This is a genomic window from Halopelagius fulvigenes, assembly GCF_042662625.1.
Lineage (GTDB): Archaea > Halobacteriota > Halobacteria > Halobacteriales > Haloferacaceae > Halopelagius > Halopelagius fulvigenes.
The window spans coordinates 784,446-808,582 of the sequence record NZ_JBHSXH010000015.1 but is presented as its reverse complement, the minus strand read 5'-3'; the positions used below and the strand labels follow the sequence as shown (position 1 = coordinate 808,582).

Here is a 24,137-nt window from a genome sequence, read left to right as displayed (position 1 = left end):
TCACACCAGTTCGCCGGCCAGTTCCTCGGCGACGCGCGCGCCGAGTTCGTCCTTCGACCCGACGAACTCCGTCGCCGAGTCGGGCCGGACGAACAGCGTCCGCGTCTCCTCTTTCCCCATCACGCCGGCGTCGTTGGCGACGACGAACGAGAGGCCCGCCCGGTCGGCCGTCCGGCGCGCCGCCTCGACCATCGACTCGTCGTCGCCCGACGTTTCGGCCTTGAAGCCGACGATGGCCATCTCGGGGTGTTCCTCCCGCACCGCGTCGATGAGTTTCGGCGTCGGTTCGAGTTCGAGCGTCCGCGGTTCGCCGGAGCGGAGTTTCTCCTCGGACGCCTCGACGGTGTAATCGGAGATGGCCGCCGCCGAGACGAGGGCGTCCGCGCCCTCCGAGGCGTCCAGAACCGCGTCCAGCATCTCGGCGCTCGTCTCGACGGAGACGGTTTCGGCGTAGTGGACGTCGCCGCCGTCGTGGACCAGCGTCACGTCCGCGCCGCGGACGGCGCAGGCGCGCGCGACGGCCCGTCCGGTCCGACCCGAGGCGCGGTTCGTCAGGATGCGAACCGGGTCGATGGGTTCGGACGTCGCGCCGGAGGTGACGACGACGTCTTTCCCGTCGAGACTCTGTTCGGTCGTCGCGCGGGCGACGCCGGTGACGATGGCCTCCTCGGCGGCTATCTTCGCCTTCCCCTCCTCGATTCTCGGGTCCACGAACTCGACGCCCCACGACTCCACGCGACCGATGGCCTGCAGGACGCCGGGGTGGTCGTACATCGGTTCGTGCATCGCGGGCGCGACGACGACGGGGACGCCCGCGCCGAGGGCCGTCGTCGCGCACGTCGTCACGGGCGTGTCGTCCACCGCGGCGGCTATCTTGCCGACGGTGTTCGCCGTCGCCGGGGCGAGCAAGAGGACGTCCGCCCACCCCTCGCGCCCGCAGAGTTCGACGTGTTCGACGCGGCCGGTGAGTTCGGTGACCACGTCGTCGTCGGTGGCGAACTCGACGGCCCACGGGTGGACGATTCCCTGCGCGCTCTCGGTCATCACGCCCCGGACGGACGCCCCCCGCCGCCGCAGTTCGTGGGCCAGTTCGACCACCTTCACCGCGGCGATGCTTCCGGACACCCCCAACGCGACGTTGACGCCTTCGAGCATGGTCGTGCGGTTCGCCGCGCGGGGTAAAAGAACCCCTCGTACCCCGGGTGGAGACGGGAAGACTGATGCCGAACCGTCCGGCAGACTGACGTGATGCCCTCCAGACGCGACGTACTCCGCGCCGGCGGCGCACTCTGCATCGGCGCGCTAGCGGGCTGTGTCGGCCGAGCCTTCGACGCTCCGGCGACGCCGCCCGGCGAGTGGCGAACCGCCCGCCGCGACGCCCGAAACGCGGCGTACGCGCCCGGCGCGACGCCCCCGACGAACCCCGCCGTCGCGTGGACACGGTCGTTCGGTCCCGACGGGCGCGTTGAGTCGATACTCGTCGCCCGCGGGAACGTCTACGCGGTCCGACCGACCGAGACGACGCTCCTCGACCCGGAAACGGGAGAGACGAGACGAACGACCGCCGGCGCGGGGCAGACGCCCGCCGACGGAATCACCCGCGTCGCGGCGGTGGGCGAGGACGCCCTCTACACCGCCGACGGTACCGCGGTTCGGGCGTTCGACACCGAGGGGAGCCTGCGCTGGGAGACGCGCCACCCCGGCCTCCCCGAGGGCAACACCACCCGCGTGTACGGCCTGCTTCCGACCGACGACGGAGTGCTGTGCGGCACCCACAGCGGCGTCGCCGCCTTCGACGTTGCCGAACCCGGTTCGGCAAGCAGTCAGGTTTCGCCTGACAACGCCGACGGACGACGTCCGTCGGGCCGCCGAGGGAACCTCGGCGACGCCGGCGGCGGGGCGCACCGTTGGACGTTCGGGCGCGGGGGCGCGGGCGGGTTCTTCCCCGCCGCGGCCGACGGCGCATCTACGTCTGCTCTCCGGGGCCGACGTACGCCCTCTCGCGCCCCTCTCCGCTCGGCGCACCGTTCGGCGGCGGGCCGTCGCCGGCGTGGGAACGAGGCTCGCCGGGGCCGGGGACGTGGCCGGTCGTCACGGACGGTCGAGTCCTGGTCGGCGACGGGGGCCTCACGACCGAGACGGACCGAACCCACAGCCTGTCGGCCTTCGACGTCGACGGCGAGGGCGGGTGGACGTCGTCGGCGAACGGGTCCGTCGTCGGACTCGCCGTCTCCGAGGCGGAATCGCTCGCCGTCTCGGTCCGGTTCGGCGCCGTCGCCGGCGAGGGAACCGTCGAAGCCGTCGAGACGGCCACCGGCGAGACGGCGTGGGAACGCGACGATATCGATATCACCGACGAGTTCGGCGGGTCCGTCGCCGTCGCGGGCGACATCTGCCTCGTGGCGGGGTACTCCGAGGCGTCGGCGAACCCGGTCCGCGCCCTCGACGCGGCGACGGGCGAGACGCGGTGGCGGAGAACCGTCGAGGGCGACGTGACCGCCGTCGTCCTGGCGGGAGGGCGCGTCTACGCCGCCACGACGCTCGGGAGCCTCGTCGCGTTCGAGTGAACGCTCCGCTCAGTCGTCCGCGCCCTCGTCCAGTCGCCCGAGTTCGTCCTTGACGAGGCTCGGGTGGGTTCGCTGCGGTTCGGGGTGGGGGTCCGCGAAGTACTCTCGCATCACCTCGCGGGACTCCGCCTCGCGGCGGGCGCGTTCCTCGGCGTCTATCTCCTCGCACCCGGGCGGTACCTCCCGCCCGCGGTCGGTGAAGTACCCCTCCGGCGTCACCCAGTCGTGGTAGTACGCTCGCTCGGAGTCGTGGACGAGAGTTAGGCCCACCTCCGCGCCGTTGCCGGCGGCGACGACGGTCTGGTGGTACGTCTCCGAGAGGCGGCCGGCGGCGTAGACGCCCTCGACGTTCGTCCGGCCGCCCTCGTCCGTCTCGACGTAGCGTTTGCTCCCCGCGTCGTGTATCTCCACGCCGAGTCCGTCGAGGTAGTCGGCGTCCGACCACGAGGCGGCGACGACGAACCGCGCGCCGAGGCGCACGTCCTCGCCCTCCGCCTCGGCGCGGACGCGGAAGCGAACGCCCTCGGCGGCGTCGTCGCCCTCCGCCTCGCCCTCGCCGTCGGCGGGTTCGACCGCCGTCACCGTCCCGCGCCGAATCTCGACGCCGTTGCGTTCGGCTTGGTCCGTCAGCATCTCCAAGAAGAGCCGGGAGTTCACGCCCGCGGGGAAGCCCGGGACGTTCTCCAAGTGGGCGTTCCGCGCGAGGATGCTCTCGCCCGTCGTGACGACGAGCGTCTCCAGTCCCGCGCGCGCGGCGAACGTCGCCGCGGTCAGTCCCGCGACGCCGCCGCCGACGACGATGACGTCCGTCTCCGTTCCGTCGTCCGCGTGTTCGTCCATGGTTCGTGTGACTCGACGGACAGTATCAGTTCGTCGGTCGGCGGCCGGATAGCGGAACGGCGAGAAGCCGGCCGTCAGAGGCAGTAGTCGGGGTCGTTCAGGTAGCCATCGTCGGAGGCGGTGAGGCTGGTGAGTCCCTCGGGGTCGCGGTCCATCTCGACGCGGACGCGCCACCGGCAGTCCGACAGCGCCGTCGCGTCCGTGAAGCGGACGGGTCGGTCCGGGACGCGGCGGACGAGGTCGACCGCCAGCGGGAGGGTCGGAAGCCGCCCGGTTCGCTCCGCCAGCGCGTAGTCTCCGAACGAAATCTCCCACGCGTCGCCGTCGGGGCAGGGGACGACGCGGTAGTCGCCGACGAACGACGACGAGGAGAGGCGGCGCATCGTGGCCTCGACGGGGGAGTTCGCGGCGGACTCGACGGCGGGCGACCCGAGCATGTCGGCCGCGGACCGGACCACCGTCGCCTGCCGGCCCGGGCCGAGGCGCACGTCGAGTTCGCTCATCATGCTCCACAGCATGGTGAGACAGAAGTCGTCGCGGTCCGACACCACCTCCGCGAGGGTGAGGTACGTCTCCATCGTCGCCGACTCCACCTCGCGGTGGCCCGTCGCCGACAGCGCCTCGAACACCGCCCCCGCCACGTCGTGGCAGAACGAGAAGTACCGCGCGCGCACGTCGTCGGACTCCGACGCGAGGGGGCCGACCGGTCCGTCGGACACCTCGTGGACCAACGGTTCGAGATACTGCACCTGCGGGTCGTACCGCCGGAGGACCGACCGGTACTCCGACGACGCCTCCGCCGCCTCCGCCGCGCTCTCTCTGTCGCCGAAGCGAACGCCCGCCGCCGGCACCGGTTCTCGTCCCGTTCGACCGCAGACAACCGCGTACGGACCGTCTTCGGCAGACAACGCCTCGACGTGCTCGCGAATATCCCGGAGCGTTCCGCCGACCATATGCGGGCATCTCTGTGCGTCTCTGTCAAATACTTTCGCGTATGGATACAAGTCAGTTCTGGGAACTGTCTGCCCCACAGGTCTTTGGTTTCGTGGCCCGAACGGACGGGTCGTGGACGAAATTGTCGTCAGCACCGTCGTCTACGTACCCCCCGAGGAAGCGTACGAGTTCGTCGTCGATTTCCCGCGGTACGCGAACTACTCGGAACACCTCGAACGCGTCGAGACGCGTCGGGGCGACGGGTCGGCGGGGACCCGGTACGCACTGACGTTCTCGTGGTGGAAACTCGACTACACCGTCGTCTCGGAGGTGACGGAGCTCGACCCGCCCGAACGCGTCGAGTGGAGGATAGTGAAGAACTTCCGCGCGCGCGGCCGGTGGCGGGTCGAACCGTTGGACGAACTACCGGCCGACGCCCCGGCGTACGCGGAGACGGCCTGCCGGGTCTACTTCGAGGTGAGTTACGACCCCCGGAGCGCGGAGGGGAACGTTGACCTGCCGCGGTTCGTCTCCCTCGGGTGGGTCATCGACAAGGTGTCGCCGAAGATAGAGTCCGAGGCCGAGGAGATTCTCGAACGCGTCGTCGAGGACCTCGAAGGCCGCCGACGGCCGGTCCAACTGACCGTCGAACGGCGGGACACGTGACCCCGCAACCGACAGAGAAAGAAACGCACATCACCCGCCCCCTCGGAACCATGAACATGCACGACCTGAGGTGTCTCTCGTGCGAGTAGTCGTCGTCGGTGCCGGCCAAGTCGGGTCGAGCATCGCCGCCGACCTCGACGAGACGCACGAGGTGGTCGTCGTCGATAGCGACCCCGACAGAACGGAGGATCTGAACTACACGCTCGACGTCCTCGCCGTCACCGGCGACGGGACGGCCGTCTCGACGCTCGAAGAGGCGGGCGTCGACGACGCGGACATGGTCATCGCGTCGACCGACGACGACGAGACGAACATCGTCGTCTGTTCGACCGTGAAGGCCATCAGCGACGCGTTCACCATCGCTCGGGTGAAGAACACGGAGTACCTGCGGACGTGGCAACGCTCGAAGAAGGCGTTCGGCATTGACTTCATGGTGTGTACGAACCTGCTCGCCGCCGAGTCCATCGTCCGCGTCGTCGGCCTCCCCGCCGCGCGCGACGTGGACCCCTTCGCGGGCGGGCGCGTCCAGATGGCCGAGTTCGAGGTGGACGGGGACAGTCCCGTCTCGAACGTCACCATCCGCGAGGCCGACCGCTTCGACGAACTCACGTTCGCCGCCATCCTGCGGAACGGGAGCGTCGAGATTCCGCGCGGCGAGACGGTCATCCAACCCGGCGACCGAGTGGTCGTCATCGGGACGCCGCTGAGCGTCCAGGAGTTCGCCCGGTCGGTCGCCCCGGACGAGTCGCCCGGCACCGCGGAGGAGGTGGTCATCGTCGGCGGGTCAGAAATCGGCTACCACGTCGCCCGCCTCCTCGAAGAACGCGGCTTCAACCCCCGACTCATCGAACGCGACGACCTGCGCGCGCGCAAACTCGCCGAGGACCTCCCCGGGACCGTCGTCATGGAGAGCGACGCGACGGACATGGACTTCCTCGAACGGGAGCACGTCGGCGACGCCGACCTCCTCGTGGCGGCGTTGGACTCCGACGAGAAGAACCTCCTCGTGTCGCTTCTGGCCGGTCGCCTCGGCGTCGAACGCACCGTCGCGGTCATCGACACCACCGAGTACGTGGACCTGTTCGAGGCCGTCGGCGTCGATATCGGCGTCAGCCCGCGCGAAGTCGTCGCGGAGGAGATAACGCGGTTCACCCGCGAGGGCGGCGCGGAGAACGTCGCCCTCATCGAGTCGAACAAGGCCGAGGTGCTCGAAATCGAGGTGGACGAACAGAGCATCCTCGCGGGGCGGCCCATCAAGGAGTCGGTCGCGGACCTCCCGAACAGCGTCGTCATCGGCGCGATAACCCGGCGAGACGAGTTCATCACCCCGCGCGGGGACACCGTCGTCGAACCCGGCGACCACGTCGTCCTCTTCGCCGCCACTGAGGTGGTGGACGCCGTCGCGCCGAGACTGTAACCCCTCGCGGCCGCCCGAGATTCCGTACACTAAAGCCGCAGGCGGTGTGAGTAACCCGAAGGCACCCTCGGTGACTATCTGATGAAACTACGTGTCGATTACAGAGCCAGTCTCAGCCTCGTCGGGACCGTCCTCAAGTATCTCGCCGTCCCGCTCTGTCTCCCCCTCGTCGTCGCTCTCGTCTACGACGAGACGGTGCTGCCGTTCGTCGTGACCATCGCGGTCACCGTCGCGGTGGGCGCGGGACTCGAACGACTCGACCCGGATCCGGACCTCCGGGCGCGCGAGGGCTTTCTGATGGTCGCGGTGACGTGGTTGGCGGTGGCCGTCGTCGGGTCGATTCCGTACCTCGTCGAGGCACACGGCCTGCCGCCGTTGTTCGCGCCGATCAACCCCGAATCGACGCTCGGCAACCCGGTGAACGCGCTGTTCGAGACGATGAGCGGGTTCACCACCACCGGAGCGACCGTCCTCGGCGAGATCTCCTTCGACGTGCACACCCGCGGCGTGATGATGTGGCGGCAACTGACCCAGTGGCTCGGCGGGATGGGTATCGTCGTCCTCGCCGTCGCCATCCTGCCGGAGCTCTCCGTCGGCGGCGCGCAACTGATGGACGCCGAGGCTCCCGGTCCCGGCATCGAGAAACTCTCGCCGCGAATCGCCGAGACGGCCCGCGCCCTCTGGGGGGCGTACCTCGGCTTCACCGTCCTCGAAATCATCCTCCTGTACTCGCTCTTCCTCCTCGGCATCGACCCGCAGCTGACGTTCTACAACAGCGTCGCCCACGCGTTGACGACGATGCCGACGGGCGGGTTCTCGCCGGAGGCCCGCAGCATCGAGGCGTTGTCCGCGGCGGCCCAGTGGATAATCATCCCCTTCATGATCGCCGCCGGGACCAACTTCGCGCTGTTCTGGCACGCGCTCACCGGAAATCCGGGGCGGATCGTCGAGGATTCGGAGTTCCGCACCTACGTCGGCGTCATGGCCGTCCTCACGGCTCTCATCTCGCTCCTCCTGTTCACCGGAGGCATCATCTCCGTCGTGCCCGCGGGCGAGACGTTCGACGCGGCGTATCTGGAGAGCGTTCGGCAGACCATCATCGGGAACGTCGAACCCGCCGTGCGGCACGCGGCGTTTCAGGTCGTCTCCATCGTGACGACGACGGGGTACGCGAGCACGGACTTCAACACGTGGGGGCCGGCCGCGCAGTACGTCCTCCTCGTTGCGATGTTCATCGGCGGGTCGGCGGGTTCGACCGGCGGGTCGGTGAAAATCGTCCGCTGGTACGTCATCGTCAAATCCGTCCGTCGTGAACTGTTCACGACGGCCCACCCCGAGGCTGTTCGCCCCGTCCGTCTGGCCGGGCAGGCGCTCGACGAACGCGCCATCCGAGGCATCTACGCGTTCACCCTGCTGTACTTCGTCATCTTCTTCGTCTCCGTCGCGCTCCTGTTCCTCGACGCGACCCGCTACGGCCAACCGCTCTCGGTTCTGGAGACGATGAGCGCCGTCGCGGCGACGCTCGGAAACGTCGGTCCGGGCTTCGGCGTCGTCGGCCCGATGGGCAGTTACCTCGGCTTCTCGAACAGTTCCAAACTGTTCATGGTCGGGCTGATGTGGATCGGACGGCTGGAGATCCTGCCCGTCCTCGTCCTCCTGACGCCGGAGTACTGGCGGCGGTAACCGCGAAAAAGGGACCCGAGCCCCGAACCCTCCCTCGCTCCGCTACGGTTCGAGACCGTAGAGCGCGGAGCGCAGGAACACGAGGACCGGGATGATTTCGAGCCGACCGATCCACATGTTCAGCAGGAACATCGCCTCGCCCAGCGGGTGCATCCCCGGGCCGGTGATGCCCGTCGAGAGGCCGACGTTCCCCTGCGCCGACGCCACCTCGAACAACACGTCGGCGTACGTGAAGTCGGCGGGGGTGAGGTTGACGAGGACGAGGCTGGAGACGATCAGCAGGCCGATCCAAAGCAGCGAGACGATGGCCGCCTCGCTGAACTCGCGGTCCATCTCGGTGCGGTCGAGTCGCCGGCCGTTCATCCGGATGCTGACGACGGCGCTCTCGGGGAGGAACACGCGAGAGAACTGCCACTTGATGCCGCGGCCGATGGTGTACGCGCGGACTATCTTGATGCCGCCGACGGTCGAACCGGCGGCACCGCCGATGACCATCGCGACCGAGACGATGAGTTTCCCGCCCGCGGCCCACCGTCCGATGGGCGCGGACTGAAAGCCGGTGCAGGTGAGGGCGCTGATGAACTGGAACACCGAGTCCCGGAGGGCGTCGGCCGTCGGGAACCCGAGCAGGGGCGCGACGCCGAACCAGTTCTTCGTGCCGGTAAATGCGTCTACCTGTTCACCGACGGAGGTGACGTTCTGCAACGAGAGGAGGACGACGCCCAGGAAGAAGCCGACGAACAGCCACCGCGTCTGCAGGTCCGTCCAGAACCGCCAGAACTGGCGGTCCCGGAGAATCGCGTAGTGGATGGGGAACGCGATAGCGCCGAGCGTCATGATGGGGAGCAGCACCGTCTCGATGAGCGGCGAGTCGTACGTGGCGATGGAGTTGTCGGTGACGGAGAACCCGCCGGTCGAGAGGCCCGTCATCGCGTGGTTGAGGGCCTGCCACGCCGCCTCCCAGAGGGGGAGCCCCGCACCGTACTCCGAGAGGCGGATGGCGACGAACAGCGCCGCGATGGAGAGGGCGGTGTAGAGGAGGAATATCTTCCACACCTCCCGGACGGTGGAGATGATGCTCGGGTGGATGCGCTCCTCGCGGGCCTCCGAGCGGTAGAGGGTGTAACTCCCGCTCCCGGGCCGCGCGAGGATGGCCGTCGTGAGGACGATGACGCCCACGCCGCCGACCCACTGGATGAACGACCGCCACCACTGCAGCGTCCGCGGCAGCGACGGTTCGTGGACGGCCATCGTCAGTCCGCTCCCGGTCCACCCGCTCATGCTCTCGAAGAGGGCGTGCAGCGGGTTCCTGAAGTAGACGAGACTCGACTCCGTGTACTCGACGCCCGCGGGCACGTACGTCGAGAACACCTCCGGCGGCGTGAGGTGCGCCGTCAGCAGGAACGGCAACGAACCGAACAGCGCCGTCATCAGCCATCCGCTGGCGGCGATTATCATGCCGTGTTTCATCCGCGGGTTGGGGGCGTCCGCGAACGCCCGGCGCGCGCCGAGTCCGACGACTGCGGTCACGCCCGCCGAGATGAGAAACGAGACGGCCGGGTACCACTCGCGGAAGGCGAGTGCCACGACGACGGTCGCGGTCATCATCGTCGCCTGCATCGCCAACAGCGACCCCACGTCGCGGGCGATGGTGGCGAGGTCGGCCGGCAACCCGGCGACGGTACTGCGTCGGGACTGCGACATCAGTGGTCCTCGAAGTGGCCGAACACGTCCGTCACCTCGGCCGTCGCACCGGTCGCTGAGTAGACGGTGAGGAGGTCACCGCCCTCGATTACGGTCCCCCCGCGGGGAGTGATGGGGTCGCCCGTGCCGTCGCGTTCGATGGCGACGATGAGGACGTCGCCGCCGAGCAGACCGCCGGAGGCGGCCTCTTCGAGGCTCTTGCCGGCGATGGGCGCGTCGTCGTTGACGCGGATCTCGAACACCTCCGCCTCGTCGCCGATGCGCATGTAATCGACGATGGAGGGGCGCTTGACCGCCCGATAGAGGTACTCCGCGATGAGGCGTTGGGGGTTCTCCACCGTGTTCACGCCGATGCGACCGTAGATGTCCATGTGCTCGGCGTTGTGGACGACGGAGACGACGTCGGGGATATCCAACTCCTTCGAGAGCAGACAGACCATGATGTTCGTCGCGTCCTTGTCCGTCGTCGTGATGAGGGCGTCGGCCCGGTCGGCGCCCGCATCGACCAACGTCTCCTTCTCCGTCGCGTCGTCGTTGAGGACGAGACAGTCGTACTCGGAGGCGGCTACCTCGGCTTTCTCCTCGTCGTTCTCCACGACGACGACTTCGTTACCGCCCTGCGTGGCGATTTCGATGAGCGGAGTGCCGATGTTGCCCGCTCCGACGATGATGAGATACATAGCGACTCGTACGATTCGCTCGGGGCGGCGCGTTGAAAACGTACCGCTCCGGCGACGTGAGGGCGTCCCGGCGACGGGTGCCAAAAACGGAGCGCGGCGAGCGGACTACGACCGTGCGTCTTCGACCGCCGAGGCGGCCCGGATGATCGTCTCCTCGCCGAACTTCGGGCCGACCAACTGCAGGCCGACCGGCAGGCCCTCGGCCTCGCCCGCGGGGACGGAGACGGCGGGCAGGTTCGCGAGGTTCACCGGGACGGTGTTCGCGTCCATCAGGTACAGCTGAAGCGGGTCCGAGAGGCTCTCGCCGAGTCGCGGAGGCAGGACGGGCATCGTCGGCGTCGCCAGCACGTCCGCCTCCTCGAACGCGGCGTCGAAGTCCTGCTTTATCCACGCGCGGGCGTCTTGGGCCTTCTTGTAGTACTTGTCGTGGTAGCCCGCAGAGAGCGCGTACGTCCCGAGCAGGATTCGACGCTTGACCTCCTCGCCGAAGCCCTCCTCGCGGGACCGGGCGAAGGCGTCGTTCCAGTTGCCCTCGTAACCGCCGGAGACGCCGTAGCGGACGCCGTCGAAGCGCGCGAGGTTCGAGGACGCCTCCGACGTGGCGATGACGTAGTACGCCTGCACGGCGTGTTCGAGCGATTCGAGGCTCACGTCCACCAGTTCCGCGCCGCGGGATTCGAGGTCCGAGAGCGCCGCCTCGAACGTCTCGACGACGCAGTCGTCCGCGCCCTCCAACAGGTCCGTGATGACGCCGACGGTCAGACCGTCAGCGTCGCCGTCGGCGGCGGCGGCGTAGTCCGAGTTCTCGGCCGGGTGGCCGCCGTCCTCGTCGTACCGCGTCGTCCCGTCCCGCGGGTCGGGGCCGGCGACGACGTCGAGCAGTCTCGCGGCGTCCTCGACGTTCGAGGCGATGGGGCCGATCTGTTCCAACGAGTTCGCGTACGCGACGAGGCCGTACCGGGAGACGAGACCGTAGGTCGGCTTGAGGCCGACGACGCCGCAGAACGCGGCGGGGTTGCGGACCGACCCGCCGGTGTCGGACCCGAGCGCAACGTCCGCCTCGCCGGCGGCGACGGCGGCGGCGGATCCGCCGGAGGACCCGCCGGGGACGCGCTCTTCGTCCACCGGGTTCTTCGTCGGGCCGTAGGCGGACGTCTCCGTCGTCCCGCCCATCCCGAACTCGTCCATGTTGGCCTTCCCGACGATGGTCGCGCCGGCCTCCTTCAGTCGTTCGACGACCGTCGCGTCGTACGGCGGGACGTACTCTTCGAGCATCGCCGACCCGCACGTCGTGCGGACGCCCTCGGTGCTGATGTTGTCCTTGACGGCGACGGTGAGACCCGAGAGGGGGCCGTCGTCGTCGCCCTCGATGGTCTCCTCGGTGATGAAGATGTTCGCGCTCATCTACGACACCCGCGGTCCCTTGAAGAAGCCGTCTTCCGTCTCGGGGGCGTTCCGAAGCGCCTCCTCCTGTTCGAGGCTGTCCTGCACTTCGTCGGGTCGCATCACGTTCACGAGGTCCGAGTCGGCGTCCACCTCGGGAACCTCGTCGAGGGCGTCGAAGTATTCGAGGATGTCGGCGAACTGCGCGGAGAACTCCTCGACCTCCTCCTCGTCGAGGTTCACCCGCGCCAGTTCGGCGACGTGCCGCACTTCCTCGGCGTCGACGGGCGTATCGCTCATGTATCTGCGAAACCGGGGGCCGGGAGTAAGGGTTTCGGTGTGCGAGAGACGCGGGCTCCGACGCCGACCGGTCGGCGCTCTCGCCGCGGCGACGGACCGGCCGTGACACCCAAGTTAGACGCCTCCGGTGTTACTACGACGGCAGTGCGGCGACTGCGACGGAGGTTCGCGGGACGCGAGTCGGCGGAACTGGTAAATATTTCCTCCCTTCACCCGAATGAAACACTGGTTGTTCTGTGTCCAACACGACTGATTCCCGCGATCGTACCGACGCCATGTAATTTTCGGCCGAATTTCGAACGGATACTGCCGACACATATAAGTAAAACCCGCGGGTAGTCGTAACCGGAGAACGCTCCAGCCCGTTTCTCTGCCCAACTATGACTGACAGCGTCCGAAGCTTCACGTCTGAGCGCGCACGCGCGCGCGAGCGTGACAACGAGAAGGAGACGCAAGAGGGCGACGACGAGCAACTGCGCTGCCCCGAGTGCGGTTCAGAGAGTCTCGTCACGGACAACGAACACGGTGAAACTGTCTGTGACGAGTGCGGCCTCGTCGTCGAAGAAGACGAGATAGACCACGGTCCCGAGTGGCGCGCGTTCGACTCCCGGGAGAAAGACGAGAAGTCCCGCGTCGGCGCGCCGACGACGAACATGATGCACGACAAGGGCCTGTCGACCAACATCGGTTGGCAGAACAAAGACGCGTACGGGAAGTCGCTGTCCTCGCGCCAACGCGAGAAGATGCAGCGCCTCCGCACGTGGAACGAGCGGTTCCGCACCCGCGACTCGAAGGAGCGCAACCTGAAGCAGGCGCTCGGCGAGATAGACCGCATGGCCTCTGCACTGGGCCTGCCCGAGAACGTCCGCGAGACGGCCTCGGTCATCTACCGCCGCGCGCTCAACGACGACTTGCTGCCGGGACGCTCCATCGAGGGCGTCGCGACGGCGTCGCTGTACGCGGCGGCGCGACAGGCGGGGACTCCCCGCTCGCTCGACGAGATCACCAACGTCTCGCGCGTCGGGAAGGACGAAATCGCGCGGACGTACCGCTACGTCGTCCGCGAACTGAAGCTGCAGATAAAGCCCGCGGACCCCGAGCAGTACGTCCCGCGGTTCGCCTCGGAACTCGGCCTCTCCGACGAGTCCGAACGCCGCGCGCGGCAGCTTCTGAAGAACGCGAAGCAGAAGGGCGTCCACTCGGGCAAGTCGCCGGTCGGCCTCGCGGCCGCCGCCGTCTACGCCGCGTCGCTCCTGACGAACGAGAAGGTGACGCAGAGTCAGGTGAGCGACGTGGCGAGCATCTCGGAGGTCACCATCCGCAACCGCTACCACGAACTCCTCGAAGCCGAAGAACAGCTCTCGATGCCGTAAGCCGTCGGCTGTTCTTTTCCGTTCGTCGCGCCGCGAGCGACGGCGCCGTTCGGCGCGTTCGTCGTCATCGCGTCTCCCCTCGTAGCGACGACGTTTCGCAAGACCCACCTCCCGGCGGGCGAACGCACGGGCATGGAGACGACTCGACACTTCACCGCGACGGTGTACGTCGTCGCGGACGGCGCAACCGCCCTCCACCGCCACGACAGGCTCGGCATCCGCGTCCCGCCGGGCGGGCACGTCGACAGGGACGAACTCCCCCACGAGGCGGGCCTCCGCGAGGTCAGAGAGGAGACGGGCCTCGACGCGACGCTGGTCGCCGAGACGCCGGAGATCGACGCGCCCGCGGGCGAGGCGCTCCCCGAACCGGCGTACACGATGCTGTACGACGTGAACGTCCACGAGGACGGCCGCGTGGGACACCAGCACATCGACCACGTCTACTTCGCGCGGGCCGACTCCCGGGAGATAGCCCCCGCCGACGGCGAGGCGCCCCCGGAGCTGTGGGACTGGTACACCGCCTCGGACCTCAGAGAGAGCGAACTCGACGCCGACACGGTGCGGATAGGGCTCGAAGCCATCGAAGCCGTGGAGAACTCCTAAGCCTCGGCGACGAGCGACTTCACGTACTTCTCGACGTGGTCGTCCATCCGCCGCTTGAACCCCGCCCGGCGCGCGAGGCGGTCGAGTTCCCGCGCGGCGTACGTCCCGTACTGGACGGCCTTCTTGTCCGCCGCGGCGACGGACTCGGGGACCATCGCCCGCGCCGTCTCGCGGAGTGCGACTTTCCGCGTCTCTCCGTCGACCAGCAACTCGCCGGGGAGCGGAAGCGCCGCCTCGACCACCCGGTCGTGTAGCAGGGGCGCGACCGGTTCGACGCCCGCCGCCCGCAGGGCGAGGACGTCCCGTTCCAACTGGTCGGGGAGCGTCAGCACCATCTCGCGGGCCGCGCCGCGGACGGTGTCGGCCGCGACGCGCGGGTCGTCGGGGGCCTTCTGCACCTTCGCGTACCCGCCGAACAGTTCATCCGCGCCCTGTCCGACCGCGAGGCGGTCGAACCCGTCCTCGGCGGCGCGGCGGGCGACGAGGTGGAGGGGGAGGGCGATCTGGAGGTCCATCGGGTTCGTCCGCCCGAGGACGGAGACGAGTTCGGGTACCGTCTCCCGCAGGTCGTCGTGCGTCAGTTCGACGACGCGCAACTCGCGGTCCATCGCGGCGGCCGCCTCGCGGGCGGCAGCCACGTCGTGACTCCCCTCGAACCCGGCGACGTAGCACGGCGCGTCGGGGACGCCCGCGGCGACGACGGCGGAATCGACGCCGCCGGAGAAGGCGACGGCCAGACCGTCCGACTCGACGGACTCGACGGACTCGGTGACGGCCACCCGAACCGCGTCGAGTCCCGCCTCCGGGTCCGCGTACGGGTCCGGGTTCGGGAGCGTCCACGTCGGTCCGTCGCCGTCGCCCCTCGCCGGCGAGTCGGCGTCGACGTCGGCGTCCGAATCGAGCGAACGGACGACGCCCGCCGGGAGGGAGACGGGGTCGGCCAGGTCCCGGCGGTCGAAGCTCCACGTTCCGGGGTCGGCCGCCTCGTGACAGAGCGGGTGGCGGCCCAGAACGTCCCGGACGAGGTGTCCGTCCACCTCGCCCGCGAACCCGGCGGTGCCGGGGAGGGGGTCGCCCGTCTCCATCGCCTCCCGGACGGTCCGTTCGTCCGCGCCGCGGAGTCGAGACATCAGAGGAAGTCGGCGACGCCGCGGACGATGCGCCGCTTGACGCCGCCGCCGAACTGCTGGAGCGAGATGCGCCACGGCGTCTTCTTCCCGATGACGCTCGTCCGTCCGGCCTCGATGGCGTCCAAGATGGCCTCGGCGGTGCGCGTGTCGGTTCCCACCTCGGTCACCGCCTGCCCGACCATCTCGCTGATGTGGGCGTCGCTCCCAGCGGTCATCGGCAACCCGCGGGCCGTGGCGAACCGTTCGGCCTGCCGGTTCGCCAGTCCGGTGAACAGCCGCGAGTTGTATATCTCGATGGCGTCCGCCGAGGCGAGCTGCGCGCGGGTGACGTGCGGCGCGACGCCGTGCCGCGAAGACTGGAACGGGTGCGGAACGACGGCGGTGCCGCCCTGCTGTCGGATTCGGTCGAGCGTCTCGTCGAAGGAGAGGCCGGCGGGAATCAGTTCCTCGATGCCCAACGCGAGGACGTGTCCGGCCGCGGAGGTGATTTCGGCCCCGGGGATGCCGACGAGGCCGTACTCCTCGGCGATGTCGGCGGCTTCGAGACTCGCGTCTATCTCGTCGTGGTCCGTGACCGCGAGGGCGTCCAATCCGACCGCACTCGCTTGCTCCAAGAGGAGTTCGACGGGGTCGCGCCCGTCGTACGAGAGCGCCGAATGAGCGTGCAACTCGACCCGTAACACGCCCGGTCGTACTCTCCCGGTCTAAAAAAGCCACCCGGTCCGCGTCGGCCGCGGCCGCTCCCCGCGGTGTAATGCACGTCTGTGCACACAGAAAAGCATTAACCCGGTCACTTTGAACAGGGAAGTGAATGAGCCTGCCGGATTCGGACTACGACCGCATCACGTCGGAACTCGGGCGCGACCCGACGGCGGCGGAAGCGGAACTCTTCGAGAACCTCTGGAGCGAGCACTGCGCGTACCGTTCGTCGCGGCCCCTGCTCTCGGCCTTCTCGTCGGACGGCGAACGGGTCGTCGTCGGCCCCGGCGACGACGCCGCCGTGGTCGCCCTCCCCGTCCACGGCGACGAGGGCGAGGAGATGTACGTGACGATGGGCATCGAGAGCCACAACCACCCCTCGTACGTGGACCCCTACGACGGCGCGGCGACGGGCGTCGGCGGCATCGTCCGCGACACCCTCTCGATGGGCGCGTACCCCATCGCCCTCGCGGACAGCCTCTACTTCGGCGCGTTCGACCGAGAGCACTCCCGGTACCTCTTGGAGGGCGTCGTCGAGGGCATCTCCGACTACGGCAACGCCATCGGCGTCCCCACCGTCGCGGGCAGCGTGGACTTCCACGAGAACTACGAGGGCAACCCCCTCGTGAACGTCGCCTGCGTCGGCTTGCTCGACCCCGACCGCCTCGTCACCGCCGAGGCGCAGGAGGCGGGGAACAAACTCGTCCTCGTCGGCAACTCGACGGGCCGGGACGGCCTCGGCGGCGCGTCGTTCGCCAGCGAGGACCTGGCGGAGGACGCCGAAACCGAGGACCGCCCCGCGGTACAGGTCGGCGACCCCTACACGGAGAAACTCCTCGTCGAGGCCAACGAGGAACTCGTCGAGGCGAACCTCGTCCGGTCGGCCCGCGACTTGGGCGCGGCCGGACTCGGCGGCGCGTCCTCGGAACTCGTCGCCAAGGGCGGGTTCGGCGCGCGGATCGACCTGAACCGCGTCCACCAGCGCGAACCGAACATGAGCGCGCTCGAAATCCTGCTGGCGGAGTCCCAAGAGCGCATGGTGTACGAGGTGCGCCCCGAGGACGTCGAGGGCGTCGCGGAGATAGCCGAGAAGTACGACCTCGGCTGTTCGGTCATCGGCGAAGTCGCCGAGGGCAACTACGTCTGCACGTTCGACGAGAGCGAGGCGCGTAGCGCCTCGGACGACCCGAGCGGTGAACAGAGCGAACCGCGAGGGCGAGAAACCGTCGTGGACGTGCCGCCGGAGTTCCTCGCGGAGGGCGCGCCGATGAACGACTTGGACTCGGTTGACCCGGAGACGCCGGACCGGGACCTGCCGGACGCCGACCCGACGGCGGCGTTCGAGTCCGTCATTGCCAGCCCGAACACGGCGTCGAAGCGGTGGGTCTACCGGCAGTACGACCACGAGGTCGGTCTGCGGACGACCGTCCGGCCGGGCGACGACGCCGCCGTCGTCGCGGTGCGGGAGGCCGGAACCGGCGTCGCCATCTCCTCGGGCGCGAACCCCAACTGGACGACGTGCGCGCCGTACGAGGGCGCGCGCGCCGTCGCGTTGGAGAACGCGACCAACCTCGCCGCGAAGGGCGCGACGCCCCTCGCCGCGGTGGACTGCCTCAACGGCGGGAACCCCGAGAAGCCCGAGGTGTACGGCGGGTTCGAGGGCATCGTGGACGGCCTCGCCGACATGTGCCGGGACCTCTCGGTGCCGGTCGTCGGCGGCAACGTCTCGCTGTACAACGACTCCGTCTCCGGCCCGATTCCGCCGACGCCGACGCTGGCGATGGTCGGGACGAAAGCCGGGTACGACGCCCCGCCCCTCTCGCTCTCGGACGAGGGCGAACTCCTCGTCGTCGGCGAGGCGGGCGGCGCACTCGGCGGGTCGGAGTACCTCGCACAACGGGGTGGCTCGGACGCCTTCCCGACCCTTCCCGAGAACGGGTTCGAGACGGTCGCGACCCTCGCGTCGGTCGCCGACCTCGACTCGACGCTCGCGGTCCACGACGTGAGCCACGGCGGCCTCGCCGTCTCTCTGGCCGAGATGGTCACCGCGGAGGCGGGCGCGGACGCCGCCGTCGATTCGACCCTCGCACTGTTCGACGAGACGCCCGGCCGCGCCGTGATAGAGACGACGGACGCCGACGCCGTTCGCGAGGCGTTCGACGGCGTCGCGCCGGTCGAAACGCTCGGCGAGGCGACCGGCGACGGCCGCCTCACCCTCTCGGTCGGCGACGAGACGCTGACGTACGAGGCCGCCGAAATCGCCGATCTGCGGGACGTTCTGGCCCGCGAGCTCGACTAATCAGTTCGCGTTCCGCCCGTCTATCCTGTCGAACGCCTCCGCGTCCGCCGAGTCGTCGTCCACGAGGTCCATCGACTCCTCGGGGTCGTACGCGCCCATCGGGAGCGACCGTTCGATATCCTCTCTCCTCCCGCCGCCGTCCGGGTCGTCGCCGGCGCCGGGGACTCTCGCGGACGTCTCGACGGAGACGAAGTACAGCGTCCGCGTCGTTCCCGTTCCGCTGGTGTACCCGTAGTGGAGGTACGGCGGCGTCCCCGTCTCCAAGACGTGAATCACGTCCTCGTAGTCCTCGGCGTCGAAGTACGCCCAAACCGCGGTGCCGCGCCCCTCCTCGTCCACGTGGTACGCGACGCCCGTCTCCGACCGGTCGGCGGCGAACAGCAACGTCGCCTCGTCGCGCCCGCCCCCCTCCCGTTCCGGGCCGCGGACGACGACGCGGCGCTTTATCGGCCCCCACGGTTCGACCGCGAAGTCGTAGTCTCCGACCTCGAAGGTGGTCGTCGGCATGTCCTAGTAGTCGCTGACTGCGCCAATAACTCTCAGGAGCCGTCAAAACGCGCGTTTCTCGCCGCTCGCGGACTTTCGATGCGGGCGGAAAATCGGCGGACGGCGGAGGACCGCACCCGCCGTCGCCTACAGGAGGAGGGGGACGCCGAAGACGACGACGAGGCCGACGGCGAGGACGAGGAAGCCGGTGGTGACCTGTCCCGTCGAGAACTCCTGCATCGGCGCAGTCGTCCGTCCCGGTTCCTCTCCCTCGTCGTGTTCGGCGGGCGCGTGGCCGTGGTCGCTCATACTCGGGGGCACGAACCCCCCGTACAAAAGCGCACCTAACCCGAACGGCGCGGCGCGCCGCGACGGGGGCGGGATGACGCCGCCGACGCAAACATTCGCCGGGGCTAAGTGTCGCCCGTCCGGAACTGTACACGTGACCGACGACAACCACGCCCGCGCGGGGGACGACGTCCTCCCGAACGGCGAACCGAGGCGGTGGTGGAAGGAGGCCGTCGTCTACCAGATTTACCCGCGGAGTTTCAACGACTCAGACGGCGACGGGGTGGGCGACATCCCCGGCATCGTCGAGAAACTCGATTACCTCGACGAGTTGGGCGTGGACGTGATCTGGCTCAACCCCGTCTACGAGTCGCCGCACGCCGACAACGGCTACGATATCGCCGACTACCGCTCCCTGTCGGACGAGTTCGGGACGATGGCCGACTGGGAGGAACTACTCGCGGGCCTCCACGAACGCGACATGCGCCTCATCATGGACCTCGTCGTGAACCACACCTCCGACGAACACGAGTGGTTCGAACGCTCCCGTTCGTCGACGGACTCGGAGTACCGCGACTACTACATCTGGCGCGAGGGGCGCGACGCAGAGAACGTGGACGGCCCCGTCCCCGCCGTCGGCCCCGAGGACGAAGCGCCGCCGAACGACTGGCGGTCGCTGTTCGGCGGCCCCGCGTGGGCGTACGACGAGGAGACCGGCGAGTGGTACCTCCACCTGTTCGACCGCAAGCAACCGGACCTCAACTGGCGCAACGAGGACGTGCGCGAAGAGGTGTACGAGATGATGGAGTGGTGGCTGGAGATGGGTATCGACGGCTTCCGGATGGACGTCATCAACCTCATCTCCAAGCCCGAGGGCCTGCCGAACGTCGGGTCGGAGACGACGACGGTCGAACTGGTGGCGAACGGGCCGAACGTCCACGACTACATCTCGGAGATGCGCGACGCCGTCTTGGACCGCGATCTGCTGACGGTCGGGGAGATGGTCGGCCCGGAGATGCCGATGGAGGAGGCGCGGCGGTACGTCACCCCCGGCCCGGAGGGCGACGGCCTCTCGATGCTGTTTCACTTCGAACACGTCGTCCTCGACAGGGGCGAACTGATGTGGGACGTGGAGGAGTGGAGCCTCACCGACCTGAAACGCGTCTTCGACCGGTGGCAGAAGGGGCTCGAAGAGGAGGGGTGGAACTCGCTGTACCTCAACAACCACGACCAACCCCGGATGGTGTCGCGGTTCGGGAACGACGGCGAGTACCGCCGCGAGTCGGCGAAACTCCTCGGAACGCTCCTGCACACGCTTCAGGGGACGCCGTACGTCTACCAGGGCGAGGAGTTGGGGATGACGAACTACCCGTTCTCCTCGTTCGACGACTTCCGCGACGTGGCGACGCTCAACCGCGTCCGCCGCGCGCAGAAGACGGGCGAGATAGCGTCGTTCGAGGAGGTGAAACGCGGCCTGCGGAACAACAGCAGGGACAACGCCCGGACGCCGATGCAGTGGAGCGACGACGACCACGCCGGGTTCACCGACGGCGACCCGTGGATAGCCGTGAACCCTAACTACTCTCGCGTCAACGTGGAAGACGAACGGCGCGACTCGGAGTCGGTGTGGCACTACTACCGACGACTGTTCGAACTCAGGGACGAACACGACGTCGTCGCCTACGGGGATTACGAACCGTACTTGCGGGACCACGAACGACTGTGGCTCTACACCCGGTCGCTCGGCGACGTGACGCTGTTCGTGACGCTCAACTTCGCCAGCGAACCGACCGCGTTCGAGGTGCCCGACGCCGTCGCCGCCGCCGTCGGAGGCGACGAGAAGGGGGAGGCGGAGGCGACGGGCGCAGGCCCGGACGTGCTCTTGGCCAACTACGACGTTTCGGAGGCGCGGGCCGACGCCATCACCGAGGGGTCGGTCGAACTCCGTCCGTGGGAAGCGCGAGTGTACCGACTCTGAGGCGACTCGCCGACTCGCCGACCCGCCGAGGAGTATCGAACCGCACGACCGAGGGACCGAACCGATGGAGTGAACATGAGACAGTTAGGAATTTCAACTATGCCGCAGTTCGACCGCGCGTGGTGGAAGGAGGCGGTCGTCTACCAGATTTACCCGCGGAGTTTCAACGACTCGAACGGCGACGGCGTCGGGGACATCCCCGGCATCGTCGAGAAACTCGATTACCTCGACGAGTTGGGCGTGGACGTGGTGTGGTTGAACCCCGTCTACGAGTCGCCCGGCGTCGATAACGGCTACGACATCGCCGACTACCGGTCGATAAACGAGCGGTACGGCACGATGGCCGACTGGGAGGAACTGCTGGCCGGACTGCACGAACGCGACATGCGCCTCATCATGGACCTCGTCGTGAACCACACCTCCGACGAACACGAGTGGTTCCAGCGCTCTCGCTCCTCGCCGGACTCGGAGTACCGCGACTACTACATCTGGCGCGAGGGGCGATCGCTCGGAGAGGCGGGGGTCTCTGCGGCCGAGTTCGACCCCGCCGACTACCACCTCCCGGAGGGGGTGTACGAACTGCCGCCGAACGACTGGGAGTCGTTCTTCGGGGGGTCGGCGTGGACGTACGACGAGGAGACCGGCGAGTGGTACCTCCACCTGTTCGACGAGAAGCAACCGGACCTCAACTGGCAGAACGAGAAGGTGCGCGAGGCGATCTACGAGATGATGGAGTGGTGGTTACAGAAGGGTATCGACGGTTTCCGGATGGACGTCATCAACCTCATCTCCAAGCCCGAGGGCCTGCCGAACGGGGAGGACTCCGACGCCATCGTCCGCGGCGCGGACCAGTTCGTCAACGGGCCGAACGTCCACGAGTACATCTCGGAGATGCACGACCGGGTGATCTCGGACTACGACGCGATGACCGTCGGCGAGATGGCCGAAGTCTCCGTCGAGGAGGCCAAGAAGTTCGGCGAGGACGGCATGAGCATGGTGTTCAACTTCGACCACCTCCGACTCGACTTCGGTCCCGAGGGCGGCCGGTGGTCGAAGGGCGAGTGGACCCTCGACGAACTCCGCGACACGCTGACGGAGTGGCAGAAGGGACTCGAAGGCGACGGGTGGAACTCGCTTCACTTTAACAACCACGACGAACCGCGGATGGTGTCGCGGTTCGGAAACGACGAGGAGTACCGCCGCGAGTCGGCGAAACTCCTCGCCACCCTGCTTTTGACGCTGAAGGGGACGCCGTTCATGTACCAAGGCGAGGAGATCGGGATGCAGAACTACCCGTTCGAGTCGCTGACGGAGGTGCGCGACGTGGACACGCTGAACAACGTCCGCGTGGCCCGCCAGAGCGGCCGCCTCGAATCCGAGGAGGAGGTTCTGGACCTCGTCCAGTACCGCTCTCGCGACAACGCGCGGACGCCGATGCAGTGGCACGACGACGAACACGCCGGGTTCACCGAGGGCGACCCGTGGATGCCGGTAAACCCCAACTACACGGAGGTCAACGTCGCCGCCGCGCGGCGCGACGAACGGTCGGTCCGCCGGTACTACCGGCACCTTCTCTCCGCGCGCGACGAGCACGACGTGTTCGTCTACGGCGACTACGTCCTCCACACGACGGACCACGACCGGGTGTGGGCGTACTCGCGGGTGACGCCCGACGCGGAGTTGTTCGTCGTCCTCAACGTTTCGAGCGCGACGACGACGTACGCCCCGCCCGCGAACGTGGTCGGCGAGGCGGAGTTCCTCGTCGGGAACTACAACACCCCCCTCGGGCGGATAAACGACACGCTGGACCTGCGTCCGTGGGAGGCGCGGGTGTACCTCCTCGACGAACCGGTGACCGCGTGAACCGGTCGTCGCCGTAGTCGAAACCGTCAAACGGTCGTTGGACGAACCTTCGGGTAGCGAATGCTCACGAAGCGAATCATCCCCTGTATCGACGTCGACCTGGACGAAGACGGCGAGCCCGCGGTCTACACCGGCGTCAACTTCGAGGACTTGGAGTACACCGGCGACCCGGTCGAGATGGCGAAGGCGTACAACCGCGCCGGGGCCGACGAGTTCGTCTTCCTCGACATCACCGCCTCCGCGGAGGGCCGCGAGACGATGCTCGACACCGTCTCGCGGGTGGCCGACGAGGTGTTCATCCCCCTCACCGTCGGCGGCGGCATCCGCACCCGCGAGGACATCAAAGAGACCCTCCGCGCCGGCGCGGACAAGGTGTCCATCAACACCGCCGCGTTGCGGAACCCCTCGCTCGTCAACGAGGGCGCGCGGTCGTTCGGGAGTCAGTGCATCGTCATCTCCGTGGACGCCCGCCGCCGGTTCGACGAGGAGGGCGAGCACTACGAACGGGTCGACGGCGAGTCCTGTTGGTTCGAGTGCACCGTCAAGGGCGGCCGCGAGGGCACCGGCGTGGACGTGGTGGAGTGGGCCAGCGAGGCGGCGTCCCGCGGCGCGGGCGAACTGTTCGTCAACTCCATCGACGCCGACGGCACGAGGGACGGCTACGACATCCCCCTGACGCGGGCCGTCTGCGAGAACGTCTCGACGCCCGTCATCGCCTCCTCGGGGTGCGGCGGCCCCGAGGACATGTACGAGGTGTTCACCGAGGCGGGCGCGGACGCCGGACTCGCGGCCTCCATCTTCCACTACGGGGACTACTCGATAGAGGAGACGAAGCGGTATCTCGCCGACAGGGACGTTCCGATTCGCTTCTGAGCGACCGTCTCTCCGACGACGGAGACGCCTCTCGCCGGGTGCCGGGTTCCGTCGGAAGAACGGACGCAGGAACGGTCTGCGTCTACAGTGCGGCCTCGAAGGCCGTCGTGAAGTCGTCGGTCATGTTCTGTACGCGCCGGGAGGCGTCCGCGAGGGCGTCGAGGGGGTCGGTGCCGTCCACCGTCTTGATAGAGAGGATGGGGTCCGTCTGGCCGCCGGACTGCTCGGGGTTCACGTCGTACGTCGCGGCGGCGACGCCCTCCGTCTCCAGGAGTGCGCCCTTGATGACGTTCATGAACGTGTGGTCCTCGCCCGCGATCTCCATGCGGAGTTCCTCGTCTGTCTTATCGATGACCCGCAGTTCCATGTCCC

At 68.4% G+C, this 24,137-nt stretch carries 22 protein-coding genes; 10 read left to right on the top strand and 12 right to left on the bottom strand.

What is annotated here, in order from left to right; genetic code table 11:
- Nucleotides 1-1,155 (bottom strand): bifunctional phosphopantothenoylcysteine decarboxylase/phosphopantothenate--cysteine ligase CoaBC, encoded by a 1,155-nt coding sequence (gene coaBC / locus ACFQEV_RS14260; RefSeq protein WP_379697297.1) that lies wholly within the window; start codon nt 1,153-1,155, stop codon nt 1-3.
- A 752-nt stretch (nt 1,156-1,907) separates the two neighbouring features.
- Between coaBC and ACFQEV_RS14255 the strand changes: the two genes are divergently transcribed.
- A complete protein-coding gene (locus ACFQEV_RS14255; RefSeq protein ID WP_379697295.1) occupies nt 1,908-2,567 on the top strand; it encodes an outer membrane protein assembly factor BamB family protein in 660 nt (219 codons plus the stop codon).
- Between the two features lie 9 nt (nt 2,568-2,576).
- Here ACFQEV_RS14255 and ACFQEV_RS14250 read toward each other — a convergent pair whose 3' ends face one another.
- A complete protein-coding gene (locus ACFQEV_RS14250; protein WP_379697292.1) occupies nt 2,577-3,407 on the bottom strand; it encodes an FAD-dependent oxidoreductase in 831 nt (276 codons plus the stop codon).
- Nucleotides 3,408-3,481: 74 nt separating this feature from the next.
- Entirely contained in the window at nt 3,482-4,360 is an 879-nt protein-coding gene (locus tag ACFQEV_RS14245; RefSeq protein WP_379697289.1) for a DUF7551 domain-containing protein, read from the bottom strand.
- A 112-nt stretch (nt 4,361-4,472) separates the two neighbouring features.
- Here ACFQEV_RS14245 and ACFQEV_RS14240 point away from each other — a divergent pair, with 112 nt between their 5' ends.
- From ACFQEV_RS14240 to ACFQEV_RS14230, 3 genes are all read left to right on the top strand, one after another.
- Entirely contained in the window at nt 4,473-5,006 is a 534-nt protein-coding gene (locus ACFQEV_RS14240; RefSeq protein WP_379697286.1) for a type II toxin-antitoxin system RatA family toxin, read from the top strand.
- A gap of 79 nt (nt 5,007-5,085) precedes the next feature.
- Nucleotides 5,086-6,423 (top strand): Trk system potassium transporter TrkA, encoded by a 1,338-nt coding sequence (gene trkA / locus ACFQEV_RS14235; RefSeq protein WP_379697284.1) that lies wholly within the window; start codon nt 5,086-5,088, stop codon nt 6,421-6,423.
- Between the two features lie 81 nt (nt 6,424-6,504).
- Nucleotides 6,505-8,106, top strand: a complete 1,602-nt coding sequence (locus ACFQEV_RS14230; protein WP_379697281.1) for a TrkH family potassium uptake protein — start codon at nt 6,505-6,507, stop codon at nt 8,104-8,106.
- A 42-nt stretch (nt 8,107-8,148) separates the two neighbouring features.
- Here the strand turns inward: ACFQEV_RS14230 and ACFQEV_RS14225 are convergent, their stop codons facing one another.
- The 4 genes from ACFQEV_RS14225 to gatC form a co-directional block, all read right to left on the bottom strand.
- Nucleotides 8,149-9,810, bottom strand: coding sequence for a TrkH family potassium uptake protein (locus ACFQEV_RS14225; RefSeq protein ID WP_379697278.1), 1,662 nt, complete (start codon nt 9,808-9,810; stop codon nt 8,149-8,151).
- On the bottom strand, nt 9,810-10,490 hold the full coding sequence (locus tag ACFQEV_RS14220) for a potassium channel family protein (RefSeq protein WP_379697275.1): 681 nt from the start codon (nt 10,488-10,490) through the stop codon (nt 9,810-9,812). Before ACFQEV_RS14220 ends, ACFQEV_RS14225 begins: the two co-directional genes overlap by 1 nt.
- A 105-nt stretch (nt 10,491-10,595) precedes the next feature.
- Nucleotides 10,596-11,894: an Asp-tRNA(Asn)/Glu-tRNA(Gln) amidotransferase subunit GatA gene (gatA, locus tag ACFQEV_RS14215; protein ID WP_379697273.1), complete on the bottom strand. Its 1,299-nt coding sequence runs from the start codon at nt 11,892-11,894 to the stop codon at nt 10,596-10,598.
- Nucleotides 11,895-12,173 carry an Asp-tRNA(Asn)/Glu-tRNA(Gln) amidotransferase subunit GatC gene (gene gatC / locus ACFQEV_RS14210; RefSeq protein WP_379697270.1) on the bottom strand — a complete coding sequence of 93 codons (279 nt, stop codon included), beginning with the start codon at nt 12,171-12,173 and terminating at the stop codon, nt 11,895-11,897. It lies immediately after the preceding gene.
- A gap of 380 nt (nt 12,174-12,553) precedes the next feature.
- Here gatC and ACFQEV_RS14205 point away from each other — a divergent pair, with 380 nt between their 5' ends.
- Nucleotides 12,554-13,546: a transcription initiation factor IIB gene (locus tag ACFQEV_RS14205; protein ID WP_379697267.1), complete on the top strand. Its 993-nt coding sequence runs from the start codon at nt 12,554-12,556 to the stop codon at nt 13,544-13,546.
- Between the two features lie 132 nt (nt 13,547-13,678).
- The gene (locus ACFQEV_RS14200) at nt 13,679-14,149 is read left to right on the top strand and encodes an NUDIX hydrolase (protein ID WP_379697265.1); all 471 of its coding nucleotides are present in this window, start codon (nt 13,679-13,681) and stop codon (nt 14,147-14,149) included.
- On the opposite strand, the gene ACFQEV_RS14195 is transcribed toward ACFQEV_RS14200, so the two are convergent.
- The gene (locus ACFQEV_RS14195; protein ID WP_379697263.1) at nt 14,146-15,279 is read right to left on the bottom strand and encodes an asparagine synthase C-terminal domain-containing protein; all 1,134 of its coding nucleotides are present in this window, start codon (nt 15,277-15,279) and stop codon (nt 14,146-14,148) included. The genes ACFQEV_RS14200 and ACFQEV_RS14195 overlap by 4 nt on opposite strands.
- Nucleotides 15,279-15,962, bottom strand: coding sequence for a PHP domain-containing protein (locus tag ACFQEV_RS14190; RefSeq protein ID WP_379697260.1), 684 nt, complete (start codon nt 15,960-15,962; stop codon nt 15,279-15,281). Before ACFQEV_RS14190 ends, ACFQEV_RS14195 begins: the two co-directional genes overlap by 1 nt.
- Nucleotides 15,963-16,090: 128 nt before the next feature.
- Here ACFQEV_RS14190 and purL point away from each other — a divergent pair, with 128 nt between their 5' ends.
- Entirely contained in the window at nt 16,091-18,277 is a 2,187-nt protein-coding gene (gene purL, locus ACFQEV_RS14185; RefSeq protein ID WP_379697257.1) for a phosphoribosylformylglycinamidine synthase subunit PurL, read from the top strand.
- Here purL and ACFQEV_RS14180 read toward each other — a convergent pair whose 3' ends face one another.
- Both ACFQEV_RS14180 and ACFQEV_RS14175 read right to left on the bottom strand, forming a co-directional pair.
- Complete coding sequence (locus ACFQEV_RS14180) at nt 18,278-18,784, bottom strand: hypothetical protein (RefSeq protein WP_379697254.1); 507 nt, start codon at nt 18,782-18,784, stop codon at nt 18,278-18,280.
- A gap of 126 nt (nt 18,785-18,910) precedes the next feature.
- Nucleotides 18,911-19,072 carry a DUF7550 family protein gene (locus ACFQEV_RS14175; RefSeq protein ID WP_379697251.1) on the bottom strand — a complete coding sequence of 54 codons (162 nt, stop codon included), beginning with the start codon at nt 19,070-19,072 and terminating at the stop codon, nt 18,911-18,913.
- A 133-nt stretch (nt 19,073-19,205) separates the two neighbouring features.
- Between ACFQEV_RS14175 and ACFQEV_RS14170 the strand changes: the two genes are divergently transcribed.
- The 3 genes from ACFQEV_RS14170 to hisF all read left to right on the top strand — a co-directional run bounded on the left by ACFQEV_RS14170 (nt 19,206) and on the right by hisF (nt 23,765).
- Entirely contained in the window at nt 19,206-21,029 is a 1,824-nt protein-coding gene (locus ACFQEV_RS14170; protein WP_379697248.1) for an alpha-glucosidase, read from the top strand.
- A gap of 99 nt (nt 21,030-21,128) precedes the next feature.
- Nucleotides 21,129-22,892 carry a glycoside hydrolase family 13 protein gene (locus ACFQEV_RS14165; RefSeq protein WP_379697245.1) on the top strand — a complete coding sequence of 588 codons (1,764 nt, stop codon included), beginning with the start codon at nt 21,129-21,131 and terminating at the stop codon, nt 22,890-22,892.
- A 60-nt stretch (nt 22,893-22,952) separates the two neighbouring features.
- A complete protein-coding gene (gene hisF, locus ACFQEV_RS14160) occupies nt 22,953-23,765 on the top strand; it encodes an imidazole glycerol phosphate synthase subunit HisF (protein WP_379697243.1) in 813 nt (270 codons plus the stop codon).
- A gap of 82 nt (nt 23,766-23,847) precedes the next feature.
- Here hisF and ACFQEV_RS14155 read toward each other — a convergent pair whose 3' ends face one another.
- Entirely contained in the window at nt 23,848-24,132 is a 285-nt protein-coding gene (locus ACFQEV_RS14155) for a DNA-directed RNA polymerase subunit L (protein WP_092536614.1), read from the bottom strand.
- Nucleotides 24,133-24,137: the final 5 nt, after the last annotated feature.